Origin of the sequence: Marisediminitalea aggregata (assembly GCF_900129565.1) — a bacterium.
GTDB lineage: Bacteria > Pseudomonadota > Gammaproteobacteria > Enterobacterales > Alteromonadaceae > Alteromonas > Alteromonas aggregata.
Window position 1 is genome coordinate 497,397 of record NZ_FQWD01000003.1, and the last position, 26,571, is coordinate 523,967.

28 protein-coding genes are annotated in these 26,571 nt (G+C 47.9%); 7 read left to right on the forward strand and 21 right to left on the reverse strand.

The genetic code is table 11. The features are described 5' to 3' along the window. Positions 1 to 123: 123 nt before the first annotated feature. Entirely contained in the window at positions 124 to 834 is a 711-nt protein-coding gene (gene fadR / locus BUB81_RS10175; RefSeq protein ID WP_073322288.1) for a fatty acid metabolism transcriptional regulator FadR, read from the reverse strand. 289 nt (positions 835 to 1,123) lie between these two features. Here fadR and nhaB point away from each other — a divergent pair, with 289 nt between their 5' ends. Genes nhaB through BUB81_RS10190 form a run of 3 tightly spaced genes read left to right on the forward strand, consistent with a single transcriptional unit; the run spans position 1,124 to position 3,785 of the window. Next, entirely contained in the window at positions 1,124 to 2,701 is a 1,578-nt protein-coding gene (gene nhaB, locus BUB81_RS10180) for a sodium/proton antiporter NhaB (RefSeq protein WP_073322290.1), read from the forward strand. Between the two features lie 14 nt (positions 2,702 to 2,715). Beyond that, positions 2,716 to 3,240: a disulfide bond formation protein DsbB gene (gene dsbB / locus BUB81_RS10185; protein WP_073322292.1), complete on the forward strand. Its 525-nt coding sequence runs from the start codon at positions 2,716 to 2,718 to the stop codon at positions 3,238 to 3,240. Then, a complete protein-coding gene (locus tag BUB81_RS10190) occupies positions 3,237 to 3,785 on the forward strand; it encodes a GNAT family N-acetyltransferase (protein ID WP_073322294.1) in 549 nt (182 codons plus the stop codon). Before dsbB ends, BUB81_RS10190 begins: the two co-directional genes overlap by 4 nt. A gap of 19 nt (positions 3,786 to 3,804) precedes the next feature. Here the strand turns inward: BUB81_RS10190 and BUB81_RS10195 are convergent, their stop codons facing one another. The 13 genes from BUB81_RS10195 to BUB81_RS10255 all read right to left on the reverse strand — a co-directional run bounded on the left by BUB81_RS10195 (position 3,805) and on the right by BUB81_RS10255 (position 16,825). Continuing rightward, positions 3,805 to 4,296, reverse strand: a complete 492-nt coding sequence (locus tag BUB81_RS10195) for a YcgN family cysteine cluster protein (protein ID WP_073322296.1) — start codon at positions 4,294 to 4,296, stop codon at positions 3,805 to 3,807. A gap of 1 nt (position 4,297) precedes the next feature. Next, positions 4,298 to 4,963, reverse strand: a complete 666-nt coding sequence (locus BUB81_RS10200) for a fumarylacetoacetate hydrolase family protein (protein ID WP_073322298.1) — start codon at positions 4,961 to 4,963, stop codon at positions 4,298 to 4,300. Next, complete coding sequence (locus BUB81_RS10205) at positions 4,963 to 5,952, reverse strand: lytic murein transglycosylase (protein ID WP_073322300.1); 990 nt, start codon at positions 5,950 to 5,952, stop codon at positions 4,963 to 4,965. The genes BUB81_RS10200 and BUB81_RS10205 overlap by 1 nt, the downstream gene beginning before the upstream one ends. 7 nt (positions 5,953 to 5,959) lie before the next feature. Then, the gene (locus BUB81_RS10210; protein WP_073322302.1) at positions 5,960 to 6,253 is read right to left on the reverse strand and encodes a YcgL domain-containing protein; all 294 of its coding nucleotides are present in this window, start codon (positions 6,251 to 6,253) and stop codon (positions 5,960 to 5,962) included. Between the two features lie 16 nt (positions 6,254 to 6,269). Next, positions 6,270 to 7,412: a ribonuclease D gene (gene rnd / locus BUB81_RS10215; protein ID WP_073322304.1), complete on the reverse strand. Its 1,143-nt coding sequence runs from the start codon at positions 7,410 to 7,412 to the stop codon at positions 6,270 to 6,272. A 50-nt stretch (positions 7,413 to 7,462) separates the two neighbouring features. Then, positions 7,463 to 9,115 carry a long-chain-fatty-acid--CoA ligase FadD gene (gene fadD / locus BUB81_RS10220; RefSeq protein WP_073322307.1) on the reverse strand — a complete coding sequence of 551 codons (1,653 nt, stop codon included), beginning with the start codon at positions 9,113 to 9,115 and terminating at the stop codon, positions 7,463 to 7,465. A gap of 133 nt (positions 9,116 to 9,248) precedes the next feature. Further along, positions 9,249 to 10,094, reverse strand: coding sequence for an alpha/beta fold hydrolase (locus BUB81_RS10225; protein WP_073322309.1), 846 nt, complete (start codon positions 10,092 to 10,094; stop codon positions 9,249 to 9,251). 170 nt (positions 10,095 to 10,264) lie between these two features. Next, positions 10,265 to 10,990, reverse strand: coding sequence for a Slp family lipoprotein (locus BUB81_RS10230; protein WP_073322311.1), 726 nt, complete (start codon positions 10,988 to 10,990; stop codon positions 10,265 to 10,267). 284 nt (positions 10,991 to 11,274) lie between these two features. Further along, on the reverse strand, positions 11,275 to 11,568 hold the full coding sequence (locus BUB81_RS10235) for a hypothetical protein (protein WP_073322313.1): 294 nt from the start codon (positions 11,566 to 11,568) through the stop codon (positions 11,275 to 11,277). Positions 11,569 to 11,715: 147 nt separating this feature from the next. Further along, positions 11,716 to 12,396 carry a tRNA (adenosine(37)-N6)-threonylcarbamoyltransferase complex dimerization subunit type 1 TsaB gene (gene tsaB / locus BUB81_RS10240; RefSeq protein ID WP_073322315.1) on the reverse strand — a complete coding sequence of 227 codons (681 nt, stop codon included), beginning with the start codon at positions 12,394 to 12,396 and terminating at the stop codon, positions 11,716 to 11,718. Then, entirely contained in the window at positions 12,393 to 14,339 is a 1,947-nt protein-coding gene (gene yoaA, locus BUB81_RS10245; RefSeq protein ID WP_073322317.1) for a DNA repair helicase YoaA, read from the reverse strand. The genes tsaB and yoaA overlap by 4 nt, the downstream gene beginning before the upstream one ends. Before the next feature lie 106 nt (positions 14,340 to 14,445). Beyond that, complete coding sequence (locus BUB81_RS10250) at positions 14,446 to 15,807, reverse strand: alpha-amylase family glycosyl hydrolase (RefSeq protein ID WP_425435072.1); 1,362 nt, start codon at positions 15,805 to 15,807, stop codon at positions 14,446 to 14,448. 124 nt (positions 15,808 to 15,931) lie between these two features. After that, positions 15,932 to 16,825: a sulfite exporter TauE/SafE family protein gene (locus BUB81_RS10255; RefSeq protein ID WP_073322819.1), complete on the reverse strand. Its 894-nt coding sequence runs from the start codon at positions 16,823 to 16,825 to the stop codon at positions 15,932 to 15,934. 398 nt (positions 16,826 to 17,223) lie between these two features. On the opposite strand from BUB81_RS10255, the gene BUB81_RS10260 reads away from it, so the two are divergent. The 3 genes from BUB81_RS10260 to BUB81_RS10270 all read left to right on the forward strand — a co-directional run bounded on the left by BUB81_RS10260 (position 17,224) and on the right by BUB81_RS10270 (position 19,277). Continuing rightward, positions 17,224 to 17,664: a GNAT family N-acetyltransferase gene (locus tag BUB81_RS10260; RefSeq protein WP_245819155.1), complete on the forward strand. Its 441-nt coding sequence runs from the start codon at positions 17,224 to 17,226 to the stop codon at positions 17,662 to 17,664. A 160-nt stretch (positions 17,665 to 17,824) separates the two neighbouring features. Continuing rightward, positions 17,825 to 18,319, forward strand: a complete 495-nt coding sequence (locus BUB81_RS10265) for a DUF2244 domain-containing protein (protein WP_073322323.1) — start codon at positions 17,825 to 17,827, stop codon at positions 18,317 to 18,319. A gap of 103 nt (positions 18,320 to 18,422) precedes the next feature. Further along, on the forward strand, positions 18,423 to 19,277 hold the full coding sequence (locus BUB81_RS10270) for a TraB/GumN family protein (RefSeq protein ID WP_073322325.1): 855 nt from the start codon (positions 18,423 to 18,425) through the stop codon (positions 19,275 to 19,277). Positions 19,278 to 19,279: 2 nt separating this feature from the next. Here BUB81_RS10270 and BUB81_RS10275 read toward each other — a convergent pair whose 3' ends face one another. The 7 genes from BUB81_RS10275 to BUB81_RS10305 all read right to left on the reverse strand — a co-directional run bounded on the left by BUB81_RS10275 (position 19,280) and on the right by BUB81_RS10305 (position 26,016). After that, the gene (locus BUB81_RS10275) at positions 19,280 to 19,519 is read right to left on the reverse strand and encodes a hypothetical protein (RefSeq protein ID WP_073322327.1); all 240 of its coding nucleotides are present in this window, start codon (positions 19,517 to 19,519) and stop codon (positions 19,280 to 19,282) included. A 127-nt stretch (positions 19,520 to 19,646) separates the two neighbouring features. After that, positions 19,647 to 20,474, reverse strand: a complete 828-nt coding sequence (locus tag BUB81_RS10280) for a Kelch repeat-containing protein (protein ID WP_073322329.1) — start codon at positions 20,472 to 20,474, stop codon at positions 19,647 to 19,649. Positions 20,475 to 20,770: 296 nt separating this feature from the next. Further along, the gene (gene fusA, locus BUB81_RS10285) at positions 20,771 to 22,858 is read right to left on the reverse strand and encodes an elongation factor G (RefSeq protein ID WP_073322821.1); all 2,088 of its coding nucleotides are present in this window, start codon (positions 22,856 to 22,858) and stop codon (positions 20,771 to 20,773) included. Positions 22,859 to 23,012: 154 nt separating this feature from the next. Beyond that, positions 23,013 to 24,089 carry a 23S rRNA (cytidine(2498)-2'-O)-methyltransferase RlmM gene (rlmM, locus tag BUB81_RS10290; RefSeq protein ID WP_073322331.1) on the reverse strand — a complete coding sequence of 359 codons (1,077 nt, stop codon included), beginning with the start codon at positions 24,087 to 24,089 and terminating at the stop codon, positions 23,013 to 23,015. Beyond that, on the reverse strand, positions 24,082 to 24,498 hold the full coding sequence (locus BUB81_RS10295; RefSeq protein ID WP_073322333.1) for a DUF423 domain-containing protein: 417 nt from the start codon (positions 24,496 to 24,498) through the stop codon (positions 24,082 to 24,084). The genes rlmM and BUB81_RS10295 overlap by 8 nt, the downstream gene beginning before the upstream one ends. Further along, positions 24,495 to 25,124, reverse strand: a complete 630-nt coding sequence (locus tag BUB81_RS10300; protein ID WP_073322336.1) for an alpha/beta family hydrolase — start codon at positions 25,122 to 25,124, stop codon at positions 24,495 to 24,497. The genes BUB81_RS10295 and BUB81_RS10300 overlap by 4 nt, the downstream gene beginning before the upstream one ends. Further along, positions 25,117 to 26,016, reverse strand: coding sequence for a transcriptional regulator GcvA (locus BUB81_RS10305; protein ID WP_073322338.1), 900 nt, complete (start codon positions 26,014 to 26,016; stop codon positions 25,117 to 25,119). Before BUB81_RS10305 ends, BUB81_RS10300 begins: the two co-directional genes overlap by 8 nt. A 217-nt stretch (positions 26,017 to 26,233) precedes the next feature. Here BUB81_RS10305 and BUB81_RS10310 point away from each other — a divergent pair, with 217 nt between their 5' ends. Beyond that, positions 26,234 to 26,512, forward strand: a complete 279-nt coding sequence (locus BUB81_RS10310) for a hypothetical protein (protein ID WP_073322340.1) — start codon at positions 26,234 to 26,236, stop codon at positions 26,510 to 26,512. The last annotated feature ends 59 nt before the right edge of the window (positions 26,513 to 26,571 follow it).

Sequence of the window (26,571 nt, forward strand, 5' to 3'; positions counted from 1 at the left end):
TAAACTGTCTGAATGTAGTGTACGAAGTGCAATTAGAAATCGCATACTAAAAACAAATATTTTTGCATAAAAAAACGCCGGATTAAAAAATCCGGCGTTTTTCAAACAGTTACTCAATAAGATTTAGTCAACTAAATCTTGCGGCATGGTATCGCGGATGTCCATCCACACCTTACCACTCTCGATCCCGTATTCGCGGATAACAGCAGGCACGGTTTCGTATTCACCGTTTTCAGCCACAGCGAGTAATTTGGCGTAGAATGCCTTTGCCACGTCGCGAGCCTGTTGCTCAGCAAAGAAGAAACCACCGATACGTGAATACAATCCGCGGAAGCCGTTCATCATCAGCACAAATACTTTGTTTCCGGATGCCAGCGCCAAATCATGGTTCAACTGATAATCAAACTGTGCGAACGCCTTGCCGTCTTCTTCCACGTCTTTATAACGTGCAATGATTTCAATCGACTCTTGAGGATTATTTCGAATAGCACTGCGAATAAACACAGCACTTAAATTGGTACGCGCTGCAAGCAGGTTATCCACCAGTTCCGGAATGCCGTCCTGGTCTAACCGCGCCAGCGTTTCCAGAATGTTCAGGCCGCAGGTTTCCCAGAAGTTATTTACCTTGGTAGGTTTACCGTGCTGAATGGTTAGCCAGCCATCACGGGCCAGGCGCTGTAACACTTCGCGTAAGGTTGTGCGGGTAACGCCGATCAACTCAGATAGCTCTCGCTCAGCAGGTAAAATGGTACCGGGAGGAAAACGCCCGCTCCAAATTGACTCAACGATATACTCTTCGGCAAAACCAGCCGGACTTTGTGCCTTATAAATCATATTTGCTCGCCTGCTGAACATCTTTTTCTTTTAAACTGATTGTACCAGATGCATTTTCATTAACACAATCAATAAATATAACGAATATAGCCTCGTCTTTATCGTCTACGACCTTTTTACGGCTTCCTGTCTTACCGATTATCGGTTAGTCTTTGCAGGCTTAGACGATACCTACGTGTATTCACCGAATACCAGAAGTAACATATATATTGATAAAAACAAACTTTCATCGTCTACTATTACTCAGAGAACAACAAATTAAGCCTGTGATAAAAAAGGAAATTACTCGATGCAGACCTCTATGACCATGGCTATTTATAAGAACTTTCTGGGGCATGCTCCGGACTGGTATAAAAAGACCATCATTGGGTTTTTAATTGCTAATCCCCTGTTATTCATGCTTGACCCATACCTTGCTGGCTGGGTTTTGATTATCGAATTTATTTTTACACTTGCCATGGCATTAAAGTGTTATCCACTGCAACCTGGTGGTTTACTGCTCATTGAGGCCTTATTTATCGGCATGACCACGCCAGACCATGTACTTCATGAAATCGAAGTTAACCTGGACGTGTTATTACTACTTGTCTTCATGGTGGCTGGTATCTACTTCATGAAGGACTTACTGCTATTCCTGTTTACCAAACTGGTCATTCGGGTAAAAAATAAGACGATATTGTCGCTGTCCTTTATTGTTGCATCTGCATTCCTTTCTGCATTCCTTGACGCCTTAACGGTTGTGGCGGTTATCATCGCGGTAGGCCTAGGTTTCTACACGATTTACCACAAAGTCGCGTCAGGTAAAGAGTTCCATCACGACCATGACCACACCACCGACGATACAGTTCAGGAGTTGGGTCGTAACGATCTGGATGATTTCCGCGCCTTCCTGCGTAACCTAATGATGCATTCCGCTGTAGGTACGGCGTTAGGTGGTGTAATGACGATGGTGGGTGAACCACAAAACCTGATCATTGCCGACAAAGCCGGCTGGGATTTTGTTGAGTTCTTTATTCGCATGTCACCTATCACCGTTCCGGTGTTTATCATGGGTGTACTTACTACAATTATTTTGGAAAAAACCAAAACCTTTGGCTATGGCGCCAAGCTGCCACCTGCAGTGCGTAACATCTTAGTTGATTACGACAAGCACATGGACGAAGCCCGTTCAGTGCGCGACAAAGCCCGTCTCGCCATCCAAGCGCTGATTGGCGTTTGGTTGGTTGTAGGCCTTGCCCTTCACCTGGCGGCGGTAGGCCTGATTGGTTTGTCTGTAATTATTCTTGCCACCTCAATGAGCGGTGTCATTGAAGAGCACGCGTTAGGTAAGGCGTTTGAAGAAGCGCTACCGTTTACCGCTCTGCTTTGTGTGTTCTTTGGTGTGGTTGCGGTTATTATCGACCAGGGCTTGTTCGCACCTGTGATTCACTGGGTATTGTCATTTGAGGGTAAAACCCAGTTAGTGATGTTCTATCTGGCGAATGGTGTGCTGTCGATGGTGAGTGACAACGTATTCGTTGGCTCGGTGTACATCACCGAAGTTACAACAGCCCTGCAACAAGGACAAATCACTCGCGACCAGTTCGATTTGCTGGCTGTAGCAATCAATACAGGTACTAACCTACCCAGTGTTGCAACGCCAAATGGCCAGGCTGCCTTCCTGTTCTTATTAACGTCTGCAATTGCACCGTTATTGCGTTTGTCATATGGCCGCATGGTGGTTATGGCACTGCCTTACACGATCGTACTGACGCTGGTTGGCCTGGGCGCCACCTACATTGGACTGGTAGACGCTACACAATGGCTGTATGACATGCACCTGATCGAACATCATTCTGCGTTGCCTACCGGCAATAGCGGTCACTAGGAGCGTCACTACGGATGAAGTTTATCCATGGATTGAGCCAGTGGGCAGAGCAACGCTCTGCCTGGCTGGTGTTGTTTATAACGTCTTTTGGCCTGGAATGCGCGGCGTTGTATTTTCAGCACGTAATGGGGTTGGCCCCGTGTATTATGTGTATTTATCAACGTACGGCCATGTGGGGCATAGTACTGGCCGGATTACTGGTACTGCTGTTTAATCATGCCGTCACGCGATTCTTAGCACTTGGCCTGTGGGCGTACAGTGCTGTTCAGGGGTTTCTGGTCGCATCAGAGCACATTGAAATTATTGAGGCGGACGACCCGTTTTTTGCAACCTGTGAAATTTTTCCTAATTTCCCGAGCTGGGCACCGCTTCACGAGTGGTTGCCGTCGGTATTTGCAGCACCGGGTGACTGCCTGGAAAACAGTTGGCAGTTTCTGTCGATGGGCATGGCGCACTGGATGCAAATTATCTTTGCCGCCTATTTTGTCGTCTTTGCCGCGGTGCTTCTTGCGCGTCTTATCGACAAGAAAGCCTTTTGATAGACCTGAGCACCGTTCCAATTCGACTCGCCCCTATTCGCACTGATGCGGGGCAAATTCATCTTATTCGCGCTAACAGTAAATATGCCGATAGCGTTGCCGAAGCCGGCAAACTGGCACTGGATACAGTAAAACCCTGGATGGGCAGCAGCCTGGTTCCCACGACGCCCCGTACGGCTAAGCAGCTACTTGATACCTTAGAAGAACAGCGCAAAATTGGCTATGGCGTGTGCTATTTGCTGATATGGCAACAGCAGTGTCTCGGCATGGGCATAGTTAACTATATTCACCCTATTCACAAGACCGCCAATATGGGGCTCTGGCTGGTGCCAGAAGCGCGTGGCAAGGGAGTGGCATTTACCCTTTGCCAACGGCTTATTGACCTGGCTACGCAGCCGTTAAAACTGAACAGATTGGAATACCTGACGCTGCCCGACAATCACGCCAGTATTAAACTGGCACAATCGCTGGGCGCGCAAAAGGAAGGATTGTGCAGGCGCAGGGTGTTTGGACAGGATGCGCTGTTATTCAGCCTTCTGATTTAACCTAAAACCGCCAAGGCGATCAGTCGATGTCTTCCAGTGGCCAAATCGCAATATAATCTTCAAACCTGTCTAAATCAGCCTCGCTCTCGGCGACCGTTTTCCCTCTTACCGACATCCCGGCTTTATGCATCGCGGTTTTCTTTTTGCGATTGAGCAATGGATGCCAGGAGGGTAGTCCCCGCCCTTCATGCAGTCGACGGTAGCTGCAGCTTGGCGGCATGAAAAAGATGTCTTTCAGGTTTTCCTGGGTCAATTGCACGCAGTCCGGCACTAGCTCGGTGCGCTTTGCGTACTGGGTACAACTGCAGGTTTTGGTGTTCAGCAAGTCACAGGCGATATTGGTAAAGTGAATCACTTCACCGGCCTGGACATGGGCAGTAGTCGTGGCTTCATTTACGGCGTCGTCGTCAATGAATTTGTGCAGGCAGCATTTGGCGCAGCCATCACAAATTGACTCCCACTCAGACCGGGTCATTTCATCGAGGGATTTGGTCTCCCAAAAGCGTTCCATATTAGTTCCCCACAACCCGGGTATGAATATCGAACCAGGGCGACATCGACAGCGTTAGCGTGTCATCAGGTTGTAAAGGCCCAACACCTTTGGGCGTCCCCGTCAAAACAATGTCTCCCGGAACCAACGTAAACACCTCGGAAATAGCAACTAGCAAGGATACGGTATCCCGCATCATCATGTGCGTATTACCGCGCTGTCGAACCTGGCCATTGATGGTCAGTGAAAAGGCCAACGCCTGTACATCGGCAACTTCGCTCATGGGGGCGAATGCACTAACAGGGCAGGCATTATCGAACGCTTTTGCACGCTCCCATGGATGGCCATCCTGCTTCAGTTGATCCTGCAGATCACGAAGCGTTAAGTCGAGCGCGAGCCCTACCCCTGCCATTGCAGATTTGGCTTGTTCGGCACTGGCATCAGACAACGGTTCACCAATGAGTATAGCCACTTCCAATTCGTTGTGACACGCCCCCCGGTTTGTCGGAATACTGATGACGTCACCGGCATGGCACAAGGCGGTAGCAGGCTTTAAAAACAATAGCGGTTCACCAGGCACTGCATTGTTAAGCTCCTGAATATGATCCAGGTAATTACGCCCCACACACACCACTTTGCCGGTAGGTAATCCAAAAGGTAGGCCTTGTAAATTGCGATGCTGATACATTAGTGCCCTCGCTTAATCCGCTCTGACAAATAGCTCACCGACACACCAAAATAGCTGCTGCGATTCCATTTCATTAGCGTATGAAAGTTTTGATAAACCAGATACAACCGGCCCTTTTCACCGTCCGGCATGATAAACGACGCATTGATGGCAACATCAGGTAAGTCGCGACCATCGTATCGCCTTACCCCTTGCGCTTGCCAGAATGACAGTGGCTTAAACTTCGCTTTATCGAGCCCTGCCAGCGAATAATCAAAATCATCTGTTACCGATACCTGTCTGCCCCACGTGCCGTCGTTTACCCAGCCTTCAGACGAGAGGAAATTCGCAATTGAGGCAAACACGTCGGCGTGCGTGCCCCAGATATCTTTTTTACCGTCGCCATCGTAATCTACTGCGTAGTTTAGGAATGAGGTTGGCATGAACTGGCTTTGCCCCATGGCCCCCGCCCATGAACCATTGAAATCTTTCAGCGAAATATGGCCTTCCTGCAAAATGGTTAACGCCGCCAACAGCTGTTTCTTAAACAGCGCTTCACGACGCCCTTCAAAAGCCAGTGATGCCAGCGCAGATAACACCGGGTGTTTGCCCTGAATTTTACCAAAGTTCGATTCATTCCCCCACAACGCGACAATAAACCGCGGTTGCACACCATAGCGCTGACCTATTTCCGTTAACAGAGGCTGATGTGTTTTCATCAGATCTATTGCCTGCTTCACTTTCCAGTCAGGTACCCGGGTAGTGAGGTAGGTGTCCAGGGTAATTTTCTTTTCTGGCTGATTATTGTCGGCTTTCACTACGGTAGGGCGATAAAACACCGTCGCAAATACGTTATCAATAAACTGCTTGCCAAACCCTTGCGCGACCGCTTCTTGCTTCAACGCGGCTTTATAGGTTTCAAACTCTACTTCTTTACTGTCTGCGGCATAGCTAATGGCCGACACCAGCATTGCACAACACACAATGCCGAATTGCTTAATCTTGTTCATAGCGGCTTTATGCTTGTGATGGTTTACTGTCCAGACCAAGGCTTTCCCGGTGTTTCTCGAGTAAGTTGTCTTCTTTGGGCGGCATTTGCAGATAGAACCCCTGCTCATTCATCGCTTCAATTAACCTGGCTTTGTCTACGCCGGCAAGCGCCTCACGCTTTTGAACAGGTAACATCATTACCAATTGAGGTTTGCCAAACTGCGCCATCAGCGCTTCTGGGACCGCTGAAAAATCATCTTTTTTCGCCACATACAGGTACATGCCTGCTTTTTTGGCGGTTTTATATACTGCAATTAACATGATTTACCTATTCTTTTCAGTTAAATACTGCCTGAGCGACAGGCTCAAAATACGTCGCTCGCCAACCAGTCAGCACATCGGGTTTTAAGCCCTGAACCCGGCATTCATCAATATCGAACCAATGCCATTTTATAAGTTGGTTAAGCTGCTTTTTGGACGCAATGACTTCTTCGCTCACGCCTTGTTCTACTGCAATTTCCGCCGCCGCATGCTTAAGTCTGGCCAACGTTTGCTTGTAAGGCGGAAAATCTATCAGCCGCTTTATGCGCGGAATATGAGCCTCTGACGAGGTATTGTCAAATTCCTCGAGTCCTTGACGAATGATGTCCAGTAGAATTTCAGGCCGCAAACGTCGTTCTTGCGGTGTTAAACAATGAATACGCGACAGCGCGCCCTTAGACTGCGGCATACGTAATGCCAATTCAAACAGGTGCGCTTCTTTGAACACAAAATTCAGGGCCATGTCTTTTTGCTGCGCACGGGTGAGCCGCCATGCAGCCAGATGCTTCAGCACGGTGAGTTGCTGAGAAGAGAGCTTCCAGGCATTTTTGATTTGCAGGTATGCATACTCCGCCGGCATCGTCGCTTTTTTCTTCTCGCTCAAGGACGCCGACTCGGATAAGACCCAATCCAATTTCCCCCGGGCTTCAACCATATCGTAAAGTTGCTCAAAAGCCGGCAGCAGATACAACACATCATCAGCAGCATAACGACACTGATTATCAGACAACGGCCTGGCCAGCCAGTCGGTGCGGGACTCCCCTTTTTCCAACGTGATCTCAAGCAGCATTTCAATCATGCGCCCATAACCCATAGTCGTGCCTAGCCCCAGAAGACCTGCAGCAAATTGCGTATCGAAAATAGGCGTGGGGACTAACGAGAAAGTTGCCAGGAAGGCTTCCAAATCTTCCGAACAGGAATGCAGAACTTTAATCACATCCGGATTTACCAGTAACGACGTTAACGATGATAAATCGTCAATCGCCAGGGGATCGATAAGCGCAAGCTGATGCCCATCGAACAGCTGCACCAACCCCAGCGCAGGGGCGAGTGTGCGTGTGCGGACAAACTCCGTATCAATGGCTATTGCTTTGTGACGGGCCGCTCGCGCACAAACCAGATCGAGGGTTTCCTGATCCTGTATAAAAATATAATCCATAAATAAAAAAGCCGGCTTAACGCCGGCTTTTTTCAGGTCTTTGCATCGTATTAATTACGAAGCTCGCGACGCAGAATCTTACCGACGTTTGTTTTAGGTAATTCTTCTTTGAATTCTACGTGTTTAGGCACCTTGTAGCCAGTAAGATGTGACCGACAGTGCGCAATCACCGCTTCCGCGGTTAACGAATCGTCTTTTCTGACAATGAAAAGCTTCACTACTTCACCGCTGACTTCATGAGGTACACCGATAGCCGCAGCTTCAAGCACTGCGTCGTGCATTGCTGCCACTTCTTCAATTTCGTTAGGGAACACATTGAAGCCCGATACCAGGATCATGTCTTTCTTGCGGTCCACAATGTAGAAATAGCCGTCGTCGTCAGCCCGGGCGATATCCCCCGTGGCCAGCCAGCCGTCGCGAATAATTTCGTCGGTAGCTTCAGGGCGGTTGAAATAACCTTTCATGACCTGCGGGCCTTTTACCCACATTTCTCCCGACTCACCGGGCGCTACTTCATTACCGCTCTCATCCATCAGCATAATATCCGTCGACGGCACGGGCATACCGATCGAGCCTTTGTAAGCATCGAGCTGCGGCGGGTTCACCGTAACAACCGGTGCACATTCTGTCAGGCCGTAACCTTCTAACAATACAGTACCGGTAACCTTTTGCCAGCGCTCCGCCACCGGGCGTTGCACGGCCATTCCGCCGCCTAACCCAAATTTGAAGTTGGTGAAATCCAAATCGGCGAATCCAGGGGTGTTGAGCAATCCGTTAAACAGGGTATTGACTCCCGGCAGAATCACAAACGGGTACTTACTTAATTCTTTCACAAAGCCAGGCATATCACGGGGGTTCGTGATCAGCAGGTTCGGACAACCAAACTTCAGGAATAACAAGCAGTTCGCTGTTAATGCAAAGATGTGATAGAGCGGCAATGCCGTTACCACCAAGTCTTTTCCTGGCGTTATCACAGTCGCCAGAATACCCGACACCTGTTCCAAATTGGCTATCATATTGCGGTGGGTCAGCATAGCGCCTTTTGATACACCCGTGGTACCGCCGGTATATTGCAAAAATGCCAGACTTTGATTGTCGATCTCGACCTTTTCGAACCCCAGCAGACTACCTGCTCGCAACGTTTCCATGAAGGGCTTGGCTTGTGGCAAGTTAAAGTCCGGCACCATTTTCTTCACGCGCTTCACAACGAAGTTCACCACCCAACGCTTCGGTGCAGGCAACATGTCACCCAGCGAAGTAAGCAGCACTTCCTTAACGCCGGTTTCTGCGACTACCTTCTCCAGGGTGTGCGCAAAATTCTGCACAATCACAATGCCCTTCGCGCCACTGTCATTTAACTGGTGCTTTAGCTCCCGGGCCGTGTACAAGGGATTAACGTTCACTACGGTCATACCTGCACGTAAAATACCGAACATGGCTACCGGATACTGCAGCAGGTTAGGCATCATGATGGCAACGGCATCACCCGGTTCAAAACCGGCGTGCTGTAGGTATGCAGCGAAATTTTTAGAATGCGTATCGAGCTCCGCAAAGCTCATTTCCTGACCCATGTTAATGTAGGCCGTCTTGTCGCCATATTTGGCAACAGATTCGTCAAGAATATCAACGATTGACGCGTAACGGTCCGGATCGATTTCCGGGGTTACTCTCGGGTCGTAATGCTTAAGCCAGTTTTTTTCCACCAACCTCTCCTGTCAACTTTACTTTGACGATGATTGTTCACAAAAGTCCACGCCACAGCCTCGGCATACGCACAAAACTGGTCCGATTTGTTGCAATAGTATCGGATGTTCGCAAAAAGATAAATGACGTTGTTTACATTTCCTCAACAAAGCGGCGAATCGCAGTGCTAACTGCTGAAGGTTTAACCATATGAAAATGATGTCCTCCTGAGAATAGTTCAAGCTGACTGTTTTTCCACCATATTTTCCGTTTTGAATAAACCGATTCAACGTGCTTGAAACTGTCGGTAGCGCCGCCAAACCAGACCGGACACTGAATACCGTTCATCAGATTTTGTGCCTGAGCCTCGGTCAAACGCAGCGTTGATTTGGTGCGTAATCGTGGGTCACTGCCCCACACTTTTTTACCCTCTTCAGTTTCTGTCAGGTTACGCAATATAATGGATTCTGCATGTTCAGCATTAATATCACTGATTTTGCATCTGGCGGTTACCGCCGCTTTCACATCCACCTCTCGCGCTATATTTGTCGTGCTTTTCTTCGCTAACCGGCTTAGGGCAGATTCTCTGATCTGGTTCACACTCGTGTCAGCCTCGAGCGTCAATGGGCCACATGCGTCTATAGACACAACCTTAGCCACACGTTCGGGAAAGACTGCCGCATAGAGTGTACTTAAGATGCCACCAAGGGAATGCCCAACCAGAATGATATCCCGCCAGTCATTCACTTCTACCAGCTCATGTATATCCTGGATAAAGTCCAGTTGATGGTAATGCGCATCTGGCGATCGATGATAACTTTTGCCATGTCCGGGTAAATCGACGGCGATAAACTGGTAATCATCGAAATGAGGGAATAAACAAGCCAGACTGGCCGCATTGTCGAGGAATCCGTGTAACCCAAGAATCAGTGGCCCTGATTTGCCATTAGTCAGTCCCTGGATGTTGCCTTTAGACAAGGCGCACTGCCATGCTTGCATAAATGTATTTCCAAATACCAAAACCTGAAAGATCCAGTGTAACAAAGATGCGGCATGAAACTCTATGCCCCTTATCATTGGGGGCGGACACATTAAAAAAGCGGCAAACTATTGCCGCTTTTTCGTTAGTTAAGGAAATACACTTCCTTTTTACAGGCGGGTTATTGCCGCTATCTTTCGTGTCTGGTTCGAATCACCTTTGTTTCGTGAGCCTGACTACGACTGCGAACAGTTGAATTGCTGCTTCCAGATCGATAGGTGCGCTTGACCTGCGTTTGATTAGCGCCATTGTCTTTGATACGAATGACCGGACGAGGGCGATTTTGGTTGTAGTGATAGAAACTGAATCCCGCTCTGTAGCCCGGATGGTAGAGTCCCCATGGACCCCAGTAACGTGGATAGAAGGGTGAATACCAGCCACCGTAGAAATCAAAGAACATGGAGTTCGTATTATACAACTGCTGATTGCGCCACAGGTGATAGTCCTCAACCATTAAGGCCGGGAACATATAGGGTTGCTCACCAACCATACCAGCAAGAGGTTGAGAAACCGTACCAACAAATGTTGCTAACCGTCCTTCTGAGAAGACTATCGGGTCAACAAAATTATTGATCACCGCCTTAAAGCGACCAGGCGTTTGCTCGGTGGTAATTGGCTTGGCGTAATGATTGAGTGGAAAGTACACCATCTCGATGGTGGTCTTGTTGTCTTTGTTTTCGACACTGGTAATAATGCCGCCCCAACGGGCCTGCTTACCGATTACCTGCTCTCCTGCAACTACCGCTTTAGAATAGCCAACGAGAGATTCGTCATCAGAGACTTTGATAGGATCGGGAACAATAGCACAGCCAGACAGGCTTAACACGGCCGCTATGATAAGTGCGCGGTAGAACATAAAACACCCCTTGTAGTTGTGACGAATAATAAGGGAAGTACCAGATAAATGCTAAATTAAACTGGACTTAACACGCGTCTGTCAGAATAACTCAAGCGTCACCTTTCAGACCCCTTCCCTGTTTACCCCCGTCAATCCTTTATCGATCACAGATATTAGTCCCCTTGGAACAATGGGGCCTAATACGCATTGTTAATATTATCTGAAAGTTAGCTGAATGAAAGCTGAATTAGACTTTTGGTTTAAATGTGAATTTTTTGTAACTAAAACTGAAACTGGCGTCGTTAAGCGTATATATCCACGCCCATCATTTGACGGACAGAATCGCGTTTAGTTTCACGCTCAAAGCTCAGGTATTCACGAACGGCTTGCTCTGCGTGAGGCGCAGGTTTGTCGTAGCCCGCTTTGGTACGAAATGCCTCTGCTTTTGCAAAAGAAGCCTCGTCGCCGCTGATGACAACCGCATTGTCTTTCTGATTAGCTGACTGTTCAGCTTCAGGGATAATGCGCTTGACTGGCTTCGGCCGGTTGTCACTGCGATCGATTACCGGCGCCTGGGTTGAATGACGAATGTCCATCGGGTTAAGTCTGTCGGTTGTCCAATTTAGCCTGAGTTAAAAACACCGACGAGATATCGGCACGTTTGCAATGATTCAAATAACGATTGCTGTATTTCAAATAGCGCTCGAATTAATTTGAAAAACAAATGCAATTTTCAGGCCTGACTATTCTCTGCCTGGTAGCTTTTTCCAGGTGACGGTGTCGCGCAAATACACCGGCGTAATGGATTCCGCAGTCATTGTTTCTCCGGCCTCGTAAGCTCGCTCAACGAGAGGCAGCATGTGTCTGGCATAAGGATATGTCACGGATACCACGGCTTCGCCCTGTACCTCAGTCAGTGCCGGGTAAGCCTGCCACCCCGTGCCAGCGAATACGCTGGTTTGTTCGGTAACCTGAGTCGCCGCTTGTTCAGGCGGCAGTACCTGTTCCTCACCCAGCAATTCAGCAATGCCATTGATGTTTTGATAGCGCGCAAAATACACTTCGCTCATGCGGGCATCTATCGCTACGGCAACATTGTCTGCGGACTGGCTGGAGATAACCTGTTGCGCCATTGCGTGTAACGTACTCACACCAACTACAGGCAGTTTAGCACCCAGCGCCAGCCCCTGAATGATACCCGTAGCAATACGCACGCCAGTAAAACTTCCAGGTCCACGACCAAAACCCAGAACGTCCAGCGATTTCATTTTTGCGCCGGCTTCCTGCATAACCTCATCTACCATCGTCAGAATCTTTTGACTATGCTGCTGCGGGCAAACCTCATAACGGGTATACACTTTGCCATTGTACTGAAGTGCAACAGAACAGGCTTCAGTAGCCGTATCTATGGTTAACATGTTCATGATTTGGTCTTCTTCTTATCGCTTTGACGATGTTGGGTTTTAACTAAAAAAGATTCTACTTCGGCAAGATCACGTGTGCGCTTCATTGGCGGTAAGCTGCCCAGGAAAGTCTGCGCATAAGGTTTAGTGACCAGGCGATTATCGCAAATCACCAATACACCGACATCTTCGGGATCGCGAATAAGCCGCCCTGCGCCCTGCTTCAATGTGATAACCGCCTGCGGGATCTGAATACTGCCGAATGGGTTACCGCCGTTCTTTTTACAGTCTTCCAGACGCGCTTGCAATAAGGGATCATCGGGCGCTGCAAATGGCAGTTTATCGATAAGGACACAAACGAGATCGTCGCCCCTTACGTCGACGCCTTCCCAAAACGCCCCTGTGCCGAGTAATACCGCTTCCGGGTCAGCCAGGTACTGGGTTAACAACGCCTGTTTGGAGGTGCTGCCCTGTACTAAAATCGGGTTGCTGATTTTATCTTGCAGCGCAGCCGCCACCTCTTGCATAGCCTTATGACTGGTAAACAGTAGAAAGCAACGCCCGTTGCTGGCTTTCACGAGTCGCTGGCTAACTTCTACCAACGACTGACGCATAGCTGGTTGATGCGGTTCAGGTAAGTACCGGGGAACACACAGTAATGCCTGTTTCGCATAGTCAAACGGACTGTCCAGCATCAGTGTCTTAGCACTCTCCAGTCCCATACGTCGCTGGAAATGGGTAAATTCGTTATTCACCACCAGCGTAGCGGAGGTAAACACCCAACCACGCTCTTCACTTTCAACAAAACGACGAAACTTAGCAGCGATGGAAAGCGGTGTCATGTGTAACACAATGTGCCTAGGAGTGGTTTCATACCACAGGCTCATGCCATCGTGTTGATCTGTGGTAAACAGTGCCAGCTTCTCACGGACCTGCACAATGCGATCAAACAGGTTGTCGAGATCTTTGTCGCGGCCAATGTGCAGTTTACACACGTCGTATACCACGCCAACAGCATCTTCTAAACGCGACATTTGCGTACGAACTTCTTCGCGTTCCAGGTGTTCAACCCAATTACCTTTGGCAGGTTTATCCGCAAATAACAGACGTAAATCTGCCGCCTGCATTCGCATCTTCTCGCCTGCTTTTTCCAGTTGCTCTGCGTCTTTTAACACCGTGCGATACAACAGCGTAATTTCTTTACTGATATCCTGAATTTGTCGGGTTGATACGGCTTCACCAAAGTACTCACTGGCAATATCAGGAATTTGGTGAGCTTCATCGAAAACTATGCATTCAGCATCGGGGATCAATTCGCCAAAACCCGTGTCTTTCAATGCCATGTCGGCAAAGAACAAGTGGTGATTTACCACCACAATATCTGCGTCCATGGCTTTTTTACGGGCTTTCACCAGATAACAGTCTTCGTAATCCGGGCAGTCTCTGCCCAGACAATTGTCTACGGTCGAGGTCACCAGCGGCAGGACTCTGGCATCTTCAGGCAGGGTTTTAATTTCACCCACATCACCGGTTTTAGTGGTATTGGCCCAAGTCCTTACGATGGATAACTCATTGAGTACGTCGCTTTCAACCAGCGTGGAGTTGCCTCCATGCTGACCAAGACGATGGGTACAAAGGTAATTAGCACGACCTTTGAGCAACGCCGTTTTGCGGTTGCTGGCCAGCGCTTTTTTAATGACCGGCAAATCGCGGTGATAAAGCTGTTCCTGAAGGTTTTTAGTACCAGTGGAGATTATAGCTTTACCTTTTGCAAGCAACACCGGCGCCAGATAAGCGAAGGTTTTACCGGTTCCGGTACCGGCTTCAATGATCACGCTATGCGATTGGTTAATGGCTCTCGCTACGGCTTTCGCCATATCAGTTTGTGCCTGTCGGGGCTTAAACCCGTTTATCGACTCTGCTAGTAATCCGGTGCCCGAAAACACTTCACTTAACGTGGGCATAGCTTCTCTGTGTGATGTACCAAAACGGGTATTATGCCAAATAATTTAGAAAACGTCTGTGTTTAGCCTGACAGGCGGTTAAACCGTGAACGATTGCATTAACAGCTTAAATTTTCGGCATCACTGCACTGAAGTAAATGCGGTAGCCCCACGGCGCCAGACTCAGTTCACTGCCAGCTTTCAGTTCTTCAATGCTTTCATTAGCTAACTCAAAGTATTTGCCTTCAAACAGGCGCTCGCTGAAGTTCACTGTTACGGATTGAGCTGACAGGTTTAATACAATAAACACTTTACCGCAGTCCTGCATCCGCACGAAACTGAACACCTGATCAGGTTGTGAATTGGGCACCTGAATCATGGTTGCGCCAAACGGGCCATTCCATAGCGCGGGCAGCCGTTTCTTGAGTCTAATCAATTTACCGTATAACTCGCCAACAGGATGTGGTTGCCAGTCGATAGGATCGCGTTCGAAAAATGCCAACCGCTTAGACTCGCCCGCTTCCTGACTGTTGTAAATAAGCGGCATCCCTTCTCCTAGCACAGACAACACAATCGCCGCTTCCAGGCAGTCGCCAAATTGCTCATGTTGCGTGCCGTCCCAGGCATTTTTGTCGTGATTACTCACAAAGGTCATTCGGTATGCGCTGCGAGGCCAGGCACGTTCATTCCACGAATAGTACTTTCTGAGCCTATCTACACTGGCTCGCCCCATTGCAATATCGTGCATGGTTTCGTTCCAACTCCAGGCGTAGGACATGTTGAACGCCTGCTCGTGTAAGTCGCGATTCTCCCATTCAGCCAGCATAAAAACAGGTTTTATGGCATCCAGTGCCTGACGCAACTGCTGCCAAAAGTCATTAGGCACATAGCCAGCCACATCGCAACGAAATCCATCGATATTAAACTGTTTAACCCAATAGCACATGGCGTTAATCATGTACTTACGAAGTTTAGGATTACTATAATCAAATTCAATAATATCGCTCCAATCCCACCAAGGGGACGGCCGAAAATCGCCTTTGTAGTCTTTGGCATACCAGTCAGGATGATCAGTAACCAGTGGGTTATCCCAAGCACTGTGATTTGGCACCCAATCTATAATGACCTTTAACCCTAATACGTGTGCTCTGTCGACCAGCGACTGAAAGCTGGCCTCATCGCCAAATTCGGGGTTAATCGCCAGGTAATCTTTTACTGAATATGGGCTGCCAAGAGCGCCCTTGCGGTGCACTTCGCCTATAGGGTGAACGGGCATCAACCAGATTATAGAAACACCTAGAGACTGGATGTCGGCAAGTCGCTGAGTAACGGCTTCAAATGTGCCTGCCTGGCTAAACTGCCTGACATTGATTTGATAAATAACGGCATCCTTGCTCCACTCAGCCTGTTTGACCAAATACCGATCATTCGGTGCGTAATCATTTGCAGGCATACCAAATCCCTTGTTTGATAAGATGTCGACAATCATATCAGTCATCGCCACCCAATCGTATATTGAAATATAATACTACGACTAAAGATTTATACCCTTACTTGTCTGTAAGTGCCACAAACACAACAAAAATCCCACTTACCGACACTGCTCTGATGAGCTAGAACAAACTGGCGAGCCCCAGTAAAAGTACCCATCCTGCAAAAAACACTTTTACCTGACGAGGAGAAAACCACAGTACCAGATACCGCGCAAGCCGACCGCCAAGTATGGCGCCTGCTCCTGCAAACAAGACAACGCCCCAGACTACTGCTTCGGTAACAACAATGTGATAGTAGACCCCACCCCACACTGAGATAGCAGAGAGTATGACCGCAGCGGCAATTGAAAAAGTAACGCTGAAGCCACGAAAAATAAGGTAAACCGCAACAAGTTCGCCCACTCCGACCGACAAATACGCTGTTACAATGCCCCCCAATCCACTCACAGTAATTAATGCCAGCAAGTCAATAGTCGTCAATTCAGTGCGCGTAGAAGCACGCTTTAAATACAAAATAGAGGCAAAGATCCCCAGCGCCAGTAAAATCGAGAAAACCCCAAACCCAATATGTAACTGGGCGCCAAACTGGCGAAATGACATAGCTGGCAGCGACTCACTGAGACCATACTGAGTCAGCCAGATGCCGCCTAATGATCCAATAGCCGTAATGCCTACAACACGCTTTAATAATGGCCATTGTGAATTCGACTCTGGTCCATGCCTGAAATACTGCTGCCAGCTAATCGCCCCTGCGGTCATGCCGCAACACTGAATGGAAAAACTGGTTGCGATCACGGACTCTGCCGTAAACTGCAATTGTTGAAAAAAAGGCACAAACACCACCCCGCCGCCAGCCCCTGTCGCATTGGCAAATATGGCACCTATAATGCCGAGCAACATGAAGGGGCCGAACTCCGGAATGACCGTTGGAAACGAAGGATGGTTGCCAATCAGAACGAGCCAGCTAACAAGCAAGACCCACCACACCGGACTAAAAACTACCTGCTTTAACACTACATTGTCTTCTTTATCGTTATTGTGACCTGATACTAAGACAGTAAATAAAACGGTCAATGGTTTGTAATAAAAAAATCACTTTCTCCTCACGCGTTCTTTGTGCAAATCACGGGTTACAACAACTAAGTTCGAGCTCTTACATTGCTCGACAGCTAATCTAAAGACATTACTTATGCTTTAGCAACACATTCTTCTTGCATCACCTATTTCTTCGTTCACACCTTCAATTCTGTAAAGCCCTGACATCATCCCTTCCAACGACCTCGTATAAAATTTCCTCTGTCATCATTCCGTACTAACACCGACCCTCGCCATGAATTTGAACCCTGTATTCTCTGAATGCTATTGTGCAGACTGAACGAGACAAAACGGAATTGCTAAAAGGATGAATGGTTATGCTCGAAATTACAAAAGCTGACATAGCCCATGCCGAGCGCATTCAGGCCTTGTTAGTTCAGCTCGGCTACAATGCTTCTATTGCGGAGATAAAATCCGGTTTAGATTCACAGGACCCGCATTCCGATCTTTACGTAGCAACACTCGAAGGCCGGGTCATTGCCTTCATGTCACTGATTTATTTTTACTATTTCCCAATTCAAAAACAGAATTGCCGAATAACTGCCATCGTCGTTGACGAGCAGGTCAGAAAAACAGGCGTAGGCACGCAATTGATTCAATTTGCTCAGGTAAAGGCCCGGCAACGTGCATGTGCGCAACTAGAGGTAACTACATCTCTGGAACGGAAGGCGACACAAGCATACTATGAGCATAAGGGCTTTATCAAGGCGTCCTTCCGGTACTATTTAAATCTGTCGAACAAGGCTTTCAACATATAGCGATCATCCAGAGTCAGATGACAAACATACTCTACGGGTGAAACACGTATTCTGCGATGCTCATTCTTAAACTAAAAGACAACCGGTATTTCACTCAGACCTTGCTATAGTTAAGTCACGGCACAAGCAGGATGAACACTTCCGGGCACTCAGGTAGGGTATGGTTACCGTAAAACATCACGCACATTACACGTTGGTTACCCTAACACCCAACCGTTCAGCAAGCTGGCGAGACAGCAAATGGCTGATGTGGCTAATGGCAAGTGTTGCATTCATCATTGCCGTTGTGTGGGCCATTGTCGGCGTGTGGTTGGTTTTTCCCTTTGCGGGCATTGAAATAGGCTTATTTTGTTTTTTGCTCTATCGGGTAAATTTACTCACTTACAGCAATCAATCCGTCTCCATCGAAAAACATCAGATTCACGTGCAATACAGTAATAAAGCGGTGAAATCCGTTTCCCTACCCAGAGAAGATACACATATGGAGTTGTCCGAAAGTCCTCAGGACTGGTACCTGCCTCAACTCAAGCTGGTGTCAGCTGAAAACAGTGTAGCCATTGGTGACTTTCTGAATAAAGAAGACCGGCAGACTTTGTACGAAACCATCAAAGAACTGGGCATACCCGCGTGGCGACATCATTGGTGGAAGCACTAACAGATAATGCATCCATTTCTCTGGTTTTAATAATAAAATCGGTCATTGCGCCAGCTCGTGATAACAGATAGATTGTGGTTTTTGTTATTACTGTTGGAAGTTAATGCGTCTTCTCGTTTCGTTCTGTTTTTTAGTTTGGTCATTATCTGGTTACAGCGCGTCAGTTTGGAAAGTGACTCAAGGCGAGCGCACACTTTACATTGGCGGTACACTACATCTGCTCAGCCCTAACGATTTCCCGCTCCCGGATGCCTATGCAGAAGCCTACAATGAAGCGTCTAAACTGGTATTTGAAACCGACATCGCGGGTCTTAATTCGCCGGCTTTTCAACAGGATACCCTGTCTCTACTGACCTATCAGGATGGAACCCAGTTGAGTGATGTGCTGAGTCCTGACACGTATGAAGCTCTGGCATCACATCTCGCTTCCCGAGATTTATCAATCGACGCATTCGCAAGTTATACCCCTGCACTGATTAGCGTAACGTTAAGCATTGTTGAGCTTAGAAATCTGGGGCTAACGAGTCAGGGCGTCGACGAATTCTATTATTTCAAAGCCATGATGGACAACAAACAGTTGGACTGGTTTGAAACACCTCAGCAGCAGCTTACCTTTATTCAAAGTATGGGCGACGGCGATGAAGACCAAATCATTCGCTACGCGCTGGAGGATGTGAAGAAAATCAAAGAGTCCATTGGCGACCTTAAAGTGTTCTGGCGCGAGGGCGATATGAATGCCATGGAAGAAACGTCAATGAAAGAGTTCGAAGCCTCTTTTCCCGACGTATTTAATACCTTACTGACGGAAAGAAACCAAAACTGGCTTCCCATGCTAACCACTATGATGAACTCGCCTGAAACCGAATTTGTGCTGGTTGGCACTATGCATTTGGCGGGAGACAAAAGTGTCCTGGCCTTGCTAGCAGAACAAGGCTACCACATCGAACAACTTAACTGAGGTTAGTTACTTCGGGTAGCGGCATCGGCTTCACGCTTAACTAACATAAAGGTTAAATACATTTTGGTGGGCAACGACATTATCATGCCTACCGCTACCAAACAGGCACTAATTACAATGCCCGTGACGCCCATCGCTTCAATGGTGTCGCTGTACATGTGGCAGTAAATACCCGCCAGAATCAAACAGATTCCTGTACTCATGATAATTTTGAGTAATAAGATTAACTTTTCGTTGGTCATAAGACACCCCCTACATATACTAAATCTAATATACATAGTACTTGGATGTGTTGATCTGCGTCACCAAAGCGGATTGTGCAGGTATTCACTACTGGGATTAACCGGCAGCTTTTTAGCCATGTGCTACTCAGGGTTCAGGCGTAAATACCTGCAAATAGTTGATGTGTGAGCCACGGCTAGCAATTGTACCACCAGCTACAAATATCTTACCGGACATCACCGTACTGGCGTTATGTCGGCTCGGACTAAAGGAAAATTCAGCGCTTACCCATTGACCACTGTCAAAGTCAAAATGCAGGACCTGATCTAACGCATTATAATTACCGAAGGTAAACAGACCCGTGTCCGTTGATACCATTGAATGGGCACTGGTTCCTACTGGCATTGGTGCCAATTCACTCCACGCTGCGGTTGCAGGATTAAATTTATAGAAGTCCTTGAACTGCTTCCGGCCATTGAAGCCGCCGGCAACATAAATATCGCCATTAAATTCAGTGGCTCGCGTTGCATACGCGCTGGGCATATCGGGCAGTTCAGACCAGGTTTGGCTGGTCAGATCAAACACGCTCACCCATGGCACATAAACAAGTCCTTTGCGCAGTTTTTTACCGGCCGCTTCGCCACCAAAAACATAGATCTTATTATCAACCAATGCAGCAGTATTCATACGTGTGGCGCGATAATGCTCCGCCGTTTGCGTCACTTCATAGGTACGGGTATTGAATACTTCGACAATCGTTTGCAAATAAGAACGCCCCTTATGCCAACTGATTCCGCCAATAACATAAATGGATTCTTTACCATCCCAAACGGCACTGAAATAGCGTCTTGGGACTATTTTGTCTTTAAGCAGTTCGGTTTTATTGGTATCCGGATTAATCACTTCAATATCGCCGGACGGACCCTGTTCACTTGTTCCGCCAATTACAAATAAGCGCTCTCCATCATTAACCATTGAGTGCCCGTAAAGCCCTGTAGCGAGAGATAACGATAGTTGAGGGGCGGGTTTAGAGATGGATGGTGTAGAGTTACACCCGACAAGGGCTGTAATACACATCCAAAATATTGCGATTCGTTGCAGTAACGTAATCAAAGTTTGCATATGGTTATATCCGTAATCTTAATTTTCTATCCCTGACTCACAGCGATGAATGTTAGCCACTGCAATGACGAATAACAATACCTTAAAAATACCCGGAAACAAAAAACCCGCCAGAAGGCGGGTTTTAAATGTGTTAGCGTAATCTGAAATTACTTAGCGGCTTTACGCGCTTTTGCTTCTTCGATTACTTTGTCAGCTACGTTCTGAGGACAGTTCGAGTAATGGCTGAACTCCATTGAGAACTGACCACGACCAGAAGTGATAGTACGCAGGTGTCCGATGTAACCAAACATCTCTGACAGAGGTACATCAGCCTTGATACGAACGCCAGTTGCGCCAGCTTCCTGATCTTTGATCATACCACGACGACGGTTAAGGTCACCGATTACGTCACCAACGTTGTCTTCCGGAGAGAACACGTCAACTTTCATAATAGGCTCAAGAAGTTGCGGGTTAGCCTTTGGAATTGACTGACGGAATGCACCTTTCGCTGCGATTTCGAACGCGATTGCTGATGAGTCAACTGCGTGGAAACCACCGTCGAACAGTTCAACTTCAACGTCAAGTACTGGGTAACCAGCAAGAACACCCTGGTCCATCATAGACTTAAAGCCTTTTTCGATAGCAGGGAAGAATTCTTTAGGTACGTTACCACCAACAACGGTAGAGGTGAACGTGAAGCCTGAGTTTTGCTCGCCTGGCTTGATGCGGTAATCGATTTTACCGAACTGACCAGAACCACCAGACTGCTTCTTGTGCGTGTAGCTATCTTCTACCGGCGTAGTGATAGTTTCACGGTAAGCAACCTGTGGTTGACCTACTTCCAGCTCAACGCCGTAAGTACGCTTCAGGATGTCTACTTTGATGTCTAAGTGCAGCTCACCCATACCTTTCAGGATGGTTTCGCCAGAATCTTCGTCAGTTTCAACCTGGAACGACGGATCTTCTGCTACCAGTTTACCGATAGCGATAGACATCTTCTCGTTAGCGCCTTTATCTTTAGGCTTAACAGCAATCGAGATTACCGGCTCAGGGAAGATCATCGGCTCAAGGGTACAAGGGTGCTTAGGATCACACAAAGTGTGACCAGTCTGAACGTTCTTCATACCTACTACAGCCAGGATGTCACCGGCTTGTGCAGATTGCAGTTCAGTACGTTCGTCAGCGTGCATCTCAACCATACGGCCGATACGCTCAGTTTTACCAGTAGCACTGTTCAGGATGGTATCACCCTTGTTCAGCTTACCAGAGTAAATACGAATAAAGGTCAGAGCGCCGAAACGGTCGTCCATGATTTTGAACGCTAGTGCGCGGAATGGCTCGTCAACAGATACTGTCGCTACTTCACCAGTAGGCTCACCTGTTTCTTCGTCAGTCAGCTCCTGTGGATCAACTTCAGTTGGAGAAGGCAGGAAGTCAACAACCGCATCCAGTACCAATTGGATACCTTTGTTCTTAAATGCAGAACCACAGTAAGTTGGGAAGAACGCCAGGTCACGAGTACCTTTACGGATACAACGCTTGATGTCTTCTAATGAAGGTTCTTCGCCTTCCATGTAAGCCATCATCAGATCGTCGTCCTGCTCAACCGCAGTTTCGATCATTTGCTCGCGGTATTCGTTCGCTTTGTCAACCATATCTGCTGGGATATCAACTACTTCGTAGTTTTCTGGCAGACCTGAATCGTCCCAAATGTACGCTTTCATGTCCAGCAGGTTAACAACGCCTTTAAATTCGTCTTCAATACCGATTGGCAGCGTCATTACTAACGGGTTAGCCGCCAGTACTTTCTTAACCTGACCAACAACGCGGTAGAAGTCTGCACCCATACGGTCCAGTTTGTTTACGAAGATTACACGGGCTACTTCAGATTCGTTAGCATAGCGCCAGTTAGTTTCTGATTGAGGCTCAACACCGCCTGAACCACAGAAAACACCGATACCACCATCCAATACTTTCAGTGAACGATATACTTCAACAGTGAAGTCAACGTGTCCTGGAGTATCGATGATGTTCATGCGGTGATCTTTCCAGAAACAGGTAGTCGCAGCAGACTGGATAGTAATACCACGCTCAGCTTCCTGTTCCATAAAGTCAGTCGTTGACTCACCGTCGTGCACCTCACCGGTTTTATGGATTTTACCGGTAAGTTTCAAAATACGTTCTGTAGTGGTGGTTTTACCCGCGTCTACGTGGGCGAAAATACCAATGTTTCTGTAATGAGATAAGTCTGCCATTAGTTCACTTTCAATAGGTTCAGAATAAAAAAACGGCGGGATTATAAAGGATTTCACCACCAGATTTACAGTCCTTTCTGAAAAAAGACTGCAACTATTCTGGCGGCTCCTTTGTAGAACCCACCTAACTCAATGATATATAATCAAAAATCTTTTACAAAGCACGAATTACCGCAACAGTGACTTCGTCCCTGTCGTGGTACAGATGCCGGACATTTATCGTCGCCCGGATTTTTTGCTCAGCCAGTTGTGCTTTGACCGACTGAATTGCGGTGTATACGGTCTCATATCGCCGTTTCATCGGCAACTTTAAATTGAAGATGGCGTGATTTGTCCACCGCTTACAAAGCCAGGACGCCATGAGATCGGCCACCCGGTCTGGTTTTTCAATCATGTCGCACACCAATAACTCGACCTGACCAAACTGCGGCTTATAGCGAAATCCGTCTTCCGGGCGGTAGTCGACTAACCCGGTTGCCATCAAATGGTCGGCCATTTTGCCGTTGTCGACAGCTTCGACATGCATTTCCCGTGATACCAACTGATATGTCCAGCCTCCCGGACAAGCGCCTAAGTCCACAGCCCGGGCGCCGGGACGGCATATCGCTTCACGCTGCTCGTCGGTCAGCATTAACAACAGCGCTTCTTCTAACTTAAGGGTAGAGCGACTGGGTGACTGTGATGGAAATTTTAATCGACATATACCATTGGCAAACGGACTGCGGCCTTTGCTGTCGCTAACGCCCACGAAGCATCGGTCTGTATCGGTAAAAAACACGTGCATTGCAGGCAGGTTCGTCTGTTCAGCTTTGGTTAGCCAGCCCTGTTTGCGGAAAGCTTGCCGCATGGGGACCGCAATCTTCTTACAGAGTTTTGCCAGCTCCTTACCCGCCTCGGTATCGGCGTGTTCAACAAACAGCAGACCACAGCTAGGAACATCGGCTAATTCGGTCAGGCTGCTGATAATAGGCCCTATTCGGTCACTTTTATCTTCAATGTCGACGTCAGCAAGGACCTCAAAAAGCTGGCGGGCAAAGATTGTTTGATCAACCGGCTGTGACTTTACAAACGACGACGCATCGGCATCCTGGTGAAAAACAAATTGCACAAAGCCGCTGTTCGCTTTGAACTGCGGATAGCCATACAACCCTTTTTCTGTGCCTAGTGCGAGGATTTCATTGCCCAGATCCACTTCATAACCCGGGCGACAATAAGCCAGAACACTACTCATGGTCACAAGCTCCTTTCTTCGCGCTATTATCTGCGCCGTTATCCGCACCGTTAGTCAGCGCAATAACCGTAAAGCCCCACCCTACCATCAGACATAATCCGCCCAGCGGTGTTATCGGCCCAAGCCATTTCTGGCCGGTAAAAATCAACAGATATAAACTGCCACTGAATAACACAACACCAGCAATGAACCCTATAGCGGCGCGTCTTAACCAAGTCACACTGGCCACATGGGACAATGCGCCAATCAGAAGAATAGCCAACGCGTGATACATCTGATATCGCACCGCGATTTCAAAGGTATTGAGAGCCCCTGCATCGAGCACATGTTTAAGCCCATGCGCCCCAAACGCGCCCAATATAACCGCGGTTAGCCCCAATACGGCGCCAATGATTAACGATAATTTCATTGTTGTTCCAGAATAAATGCCGCGCACCACTGTGCGGCCGTAGCGATATGCTCGGCCTGGGACAGGCCACTGGCTTTTCGGGGTTTAAAACTGTGGTCGCCGTCGGCAAGGAATTGTGTTGTGACAGCCTCAGGCAGTGCGTAATCGTTCACTTCCTGCTGATTGCCAAACGTGTCCCTTTCGCCCTGTATAACGAGCAGTGGCTTTTCGAATGCCTCAAGGTGCGCTGTTCGCAGCTTCTCTGGCTTGCCAGGCGGATGAAATGGATACCCCAATGCGACAACGCCTGCCGCTTTGGTATCCTGTGCAATGAGTGTCGCAACCCGCCCCCCCATGCTTTTTCCACCAATGTATAGAGGCTCGTTTGGCCATTTAGCGAAGGCCTGTTCAATAACCTCTTTATAGTGAGCTTCCAGTTTCGTCATCTTATCTGGCGGCCGCTTTTTCCCTGTCTCCGCAATTTGCGTCATGTAGGGGAAATTAAATCGCACCACGCGTAAGTTTAGTTCACCTAATTGCTCAGCCATGTCCTGCATAAAATCTGATTCTGCGCCAGCTCCCGCGCCGTGCGCCAATATCAACGTTGCTTTCGGGTTGTCGGGCTCAGTGACCCACCAGTTACACATAAGCTTGTTCTTCTTGTACTAAATTCATCACCCAGTCCCGAAACGCGGCAATTTTCCCCATTTCAGCCTGGCCTTCGTGACACACCAGATAATAGGCGTCACGGCTTTCTAATTTCTCTTCAAAAGGCATGATCAGACGACCGGCGTCTAACTCTGGTTTTGCCAGCACCGAGTTACCAAGCGCTATACCCTGCCCCAGCGCCGCGGCTTGCATGACCATCATGGAATGGCTGAAGACGGGCCCCTGATTCACATTTACGCCGTAAACATTAAAGTGTTTTAACCACATTTTCCAAATTGCCCGGCTGGAGTCGTGCAGCAACACATGGTGCTTCAAATCAGCCAGGGAGTTCAGTGGCTTGCTACCCTGAAATAAACTGGGCGAACACAACGGCGTTAAGAATTCCGTATGCAGTTTCTCTGCCTGGATCCCACTCCAGCGTCCGCGGCCGTAATAAATGGCCACGTCAATATCGTCGGCCAGGAAGCCTTCGTCGAAGTCGACGGCTTTGAGGCGCACATCAATATCGGGGTAGGCCAGGCTAAATTTACTGATCCTCGGCACCAGCCATTGACTGGCGAAGCTAGGTGGTGTTGCAACCGTAATAGCGCCTTTACTGCCTCTTGCCAGTAACCGTTCAGTTGCATCCTGCAGGTTTTTAAAGATGTCTTTGAGCTCTAAAAAATAGGCCTGCCCTTCTTCAGTGAGCAGTAGCGTGCGGTTTCGGCGAATAAATAGCTTGAGTGATAAGAATTCTTCAAGTGCCTTTATTTGATGACTCACAGCGGCCTGGGTAACGAACAACTCATCAGCGGCACGGGTGAAACTCAGGTGCCGGGCCGCGGCCTCAAAGGCTTTCAGGGCATTCAGGGGTGGAAGACGTCGGTGCATTCAACAATTATCCAATGTGACAAGCAGGTGACAAACCCATTAGTTTTTCTAATTTAAAACCCGCAATTTTTTTCATTTTTCAGCACCGAAATTACTGTTTATTATTTACCCGAACTTAAAAAACCTCTTTAAAAGACAAGAGGTTAAAATTTTTAAATTTTGTAAAATCTTAACAATATTGAAACAATCAAAACCATTAAATTAATTAGGTGTGAATATGACTAAATCAATTTTAACAAGTATCGCGTTAAGCGCGCTAATAGTACCATTCTTTTCTAATGCGAGTGAAGTTGCGACAGTAAGTCCGACTGTCACCCCTGTCACTTTCGCAATTAGCGTAGAGTTACCGGCTCCAAGCATTGAAACATCGGTAAAAGCCCAGGCACAACAAAACCTGCTGACCGATCAACACAATCCCAATAAAGTAGAAAACGCGCTATTGGTTAACCTTTATGAAGGTGAATCAGCACTGAATTCAGCCACACGCGCTGAATAATAAAGACATTTCACACCTGCCGTATGCGCTGCGGCTACACGCCGCAGAGCATATCAGGT

What these genes read in the sequence shown, in the direction of transcription:
- fadR (WP_073322288.1), bottom strand. Translation starts at nt 834, where the DNA reads ATGATTTATAAGGCACAAAGTCCGGCTGGTTTTGCCGAAGAGTATATC.
- nhaB (WP_073322290.1), top strand. Translation starts at nt 1,124, where the DNA reads ATGCAGACCTCTATGACCATGGCTATTTATAAGAACTTTCTGGGGCAT.
- dsbB (WP_073322292.1), top strand. Translation starts at nt 2,716, where the DNA reads ATGAAGTTTATCCATGGATTGAGCCAGTGGGCAGAGCAACGCTCTGCC.
- BUB81_RS10195 (WP_073322296.1), bottom strand. Translation starts at nt 4,296, where the DNA reads ATGGAACGCTTTTGGGAGACCAAATCCCTCGATGAAATGACCCGGTCT.
- BUB81_RS10200 (WP_073322298.1), bottom strand. Translation starts at nt 4,963, where the DNA reads ATGTATCAGCATCGCAATTTACAAGGCCTACCTTTTGGATTACCTACC.
- BUB81_RS10205 (WP_073322300.1), bottom strand. Translation starts at nt 5,952, where the DNA reads ATGAACAAGATTAAGCAATTCGGCATTGTGTGTTGTGCAATGCTGGTG.
- BUB81_RS10210 (WP_073322302.1), bottom strand. Translation starts at nt 6,253, where the DNA reads ATGTTAATTGCAGTATATAAAACCGCCAAAAAAGCAGGCATGTACCTG.
- rnd (WP_073322304.1), bottom strand. Translation starts at nt 7,412, where the DNA reads ATGGATTATATTTTTATACAGGATCAGGAAACCCTCGATCTGGTTTGT.
- BUB81_RS10225 (WP_073322309.1), bottom strand. Translation starts at nt 10,094, where the DNA reads ATGCAAGCATGGCAGTGCGCCTTGTCTAAAGGCAACATCCAGGGACTG.
- BUB81_RS10230 (WP_073322311.1), bottom strand. Translation starts at nt 10,990, where the DNA reads ATGTTCTACCGCGCACTTATCATAGCGGCCGTGTTAAGCCTGTCTGGC.
- BUB81_RS10235 (WP_073322313.1), bottom strand. Translation starts at nt 11,568, where the DNA reads ATGGACATTCGTCATTCAACCCAGGCGCCGGTAATCGATCGCAGTGAC.
- tsaB (WP_073322315.1), bottom strand. Translation starts at nt 12,396, where the DNA reads ATGAACATGTTAACCATAGATACGGCTACTGAAGCCTGTTCTGTTGCA.
- yoaA (WP_073322317.1), bottom strand. Translation starts at nt 14,339, where the DNA reads ATGCCCACGTTAAGTGAAGTGTTTTCGGGCACCGGATTACTAGCAGAG.
- BUB81_RS10250 (WP_425435072.1), bottom strand. Translation starts at nt 15,807, where the DNA reads ATGATTGTCGACATCTTATCAAACAAGGGATTTGGTATGCCTGCAAAT.
- BUB81_RS10260 (WP_245819155.1), top strand. Translation starts at nt 17,224, where the DNA reads ATGCTCGAAATTACAAAAGCTGACATAGCCCATGCCGAGCGCATTCAG.
- BUB81_RS10265 (WP_073322323.1), top strand. Translation starts at nt 17,825, where the DNA reads ATGGTTACCGTAAAACATCACGCACATTACACGTTGGTTACCCTAACA.
- BUB81_RS10270 (WP_073322325.1), top strand. Translation starts at nt 18,423, where the DNA reads ATGCGTCTTCTCGTTTCGTTCTGTTTTTTAGTTTGGTCATTATCTGGT.
- BUB81_RS10275 (WP_073322327.1), bottom strand. Translation starts at nt 19,519, where the DNA reads ATGACCAACGAAAAGTTAATCTTATTACTCAAAATTATCATGAGTACA.
- BUB81_RS10280 (WP_073322329.1), bottom strand. Translation starts at nt 20,474, where the DNA reads ATGGTTAATGATGGAGAGCGCTTATTTGTAATTGGCGGAACAAGTGAA.
- fusA (WP_073322821.1), bottom strand. Translation starts at nt 22,858, where the DNA reads ATGGCAGACTTATCTCATTACAGAAACATTGGTATTTTCGCCCACGTA.
- rlmM (WP_073322331.1), bottom strand. Translation starts at nt 24,089, where the DNA reads ATGAGTAGTGTTCTGGCTTATTGTCGCCCGGGTTATGAAGTGGATCTG.
- BUB81_RS10295 (WP_073322333.1), bottom strand. Translation starts at nt 24,498, where the DNA reads ATGAAATTATCGTTAATCATTGGCGCCGTATTGGGGCTAACCGCGGTT.
- BUB81_RS10300 (WP_073322336.1), bottom strand. Translation starts at nt 25,124, where the DNA reads ATGTGTAACTGGTGGGTCACTGAGCCCGACAACCCGAAAGCAACGTTG.
- BUB81_RS10305 (WP_073322338.1), bottom strand. Translation starts at nt 26,016, where the DNA reads ATGCACCGACGTCTTCCACCCCTGAATGCCCTGAAAGCCTTTGAGGCC.
- BUB81_RS10310 (WP_073322340.1), top strand. Translation starts at nt 26,234, where the DNA reads ATGACTAAATCAATTTTAACAAGTATCGCGTTAAGCGCGCTAATAGTA.